Below are 2,027 nucleotides of genomic sequence, written 5' to 3' on the forward strand. Positions count from 1 at the left end.
TAATGATTTAGCAAATTTAATAGATAGAATGGATTTATTAAGTGTTAAAGAATTAAGTGAAATAAATGAAAAAGCAAAAGAAAGAATCAATAATGAGTATACTTGGAAGAAGATTATAGATAAATATGAAAGATTGTTTTTTAATTTATAAATACTAGGGGGAATTAATGAAGGTATTACTTATTAATAAATATAATTTTATAAAGGGTGGAAGTGAAGTATATACATTTGGATTGAAAGACATGTTAATAGAAGATGGACATGAAGTTATTGACTTCGCTATGAGGAATCCCCAAAATGAACACTCAAAATATAGTAAGTATTTTGTAGATGAGATTGACTATTCTGATAAGAGATTATTAAATAAAGTTAAAAATTCAATAAAGCTAATTTATTCAAGAGAGGCTAGCGAAAAGTTAGAAAGATTAATCAATGATACTAGGCCGGATATAGCACATGTAAACCTTATATACCATCAATTAACACCATCAATATTACATACATTAAAGAAATTTAATATTCCAATAGTTTTTACAAGTCATGATTATAAAGTAATATGTCCTAATTATAAACTTTACAATAATGGGTTATGTGATAAATGTATAAATGGAAGTTATATAAATTGCTTTAAAGGGAAGTGTCATAAAAATTCATTAGTTTTTAGTTCATTACTTACTATAGAGGCATATATTCATAAATATCTAAAATCCTATGATTTAGTGGATAGTATAATATGTCCAAGCAAATTTATGAAGGATAGACTTATTGAAAATGGAATAAGTGAAGAAAAATTAGTTTATATACCTAACTTTATAAATCCAAACTATTACCTAGAGAGTAAAAAATATAGGGAAGTTAATAAGAGTAGAGATTTCCTGTATTATGGAAGATTGTCTGAGGAGAAGGGATTACTTAACTTAATGAAGGCATTAAAGTTAGTAAATAGAGATGTTAAAGTAAAAATAATAGGTACAGGCCCACAAGAAGAAGAATTAAAAACGTTCATAAAAGAAAATAATATACGCAATGTTGAGTTTTTAGGATTTAAAAATGGAGATGAACTATATAGTGAGATTTCAAAAGCATACTGTACTATAATTCCAGCTATCTGGCATGAAGTTTTTGGATTAACAATAATTGAATCATTTGCATTTGGGACCCCTGTAATTGGTGCTAATTTAGGTGGAATAAGTGAATTAATAGCTAATGAAAAAACTGGACTTATTTTTGAAGACGTAGAAGATTTAGCAAATTGTATTAATAAATTATTAGATATGGATGATAGTAATTATAGAAGAATTAGTAATAATTGTATCATAGAATCAGAAAAATACTCTCCTAAAGTAATATATGATGAAATATTAAATGTATATAGCAATTTGTTAAAAGAAGGAAGTTAGTATAAATTTATGGAGGGATTGAAGAATGGATAATGATAAAGTATCAGTTATAATGAGTGTTTATAATGAAGAGATAAGAGTTCTTAGAGAGGCTGTTGAATCTATATTAAATCAAAGTTATAAGAAATTACAGTTTATTATAGTATTAGATAATCCAAATAATAAAGAGATTAGAGATACATTAAAAAAGTATTCAATAGAAGATAAAAGAATAGAACTTATAGAGAATGAGGAAAACATTGGATTAGTAAACTCTTTAAATAAAGCATTAAAATTAGTTACTGGTAAGTTTATTGCAAGAATGGATGCCGATGATGTAGCACATAAGGATAGAATAAGAACACAATTAGAGGCTATTAACAAATATCAGTGTGATTTTATAACATCAAGAAGTAATGTTATAAATGAAAATGGGGAATTTTTATATAAACTTAACAATAGTTGTCTTAATTATAAAAAAAGTAATAAGATATTAGGAATTAAGTGTATACACTTCCATCCTACATGGTTTTTTAAAAGAGAGATACTTGACGTTGTGAAAGAATATCATCATAGGGATTATGTAGAAGATTATGATTTCTTATGTAGAACGGCTATAAATGGATTTAAAATAATTACTATAGATGA

2 protein-coding genes are annotated in these 2,027 nt (G+C 25.6%); both read left to right on the forward strand.

Translation table 11 applies throughout. The features are described 5' to 3' along the window. The first annotated feature begins 167 nt into the window (after nt 1–167). Nucleotides 168–1,400: a glycosyltransferase gene (locus tag I2E98_RS15725; RefSeq protein WP_195469804.1), complete on the forward strand. Its 1,233-nt coding sequence runs from the start codon at nt 168–170 to the stop codon at nt 1,398–1,400. Nucleotides 1,401–1,425: 25 nt separating this feature from the next. Then, nucleotides 1,426–2,027: glycosyltransferase (locus tag I2E98_RS15730; RefSeq protein WP_195469805.1), on the forward strand; the 602-nt coding region annotated here is incomplete at its 3' end.

It is taken from the genome of Clostridium sp. D43t1_170807_H7 (assembly GCF_015555905.1).
Taxonomy (GTDB): domain Bacteria; phylum Bacillota; class Clostridia; order Clostridiales; family Clostridiaceae; genus Clostridium.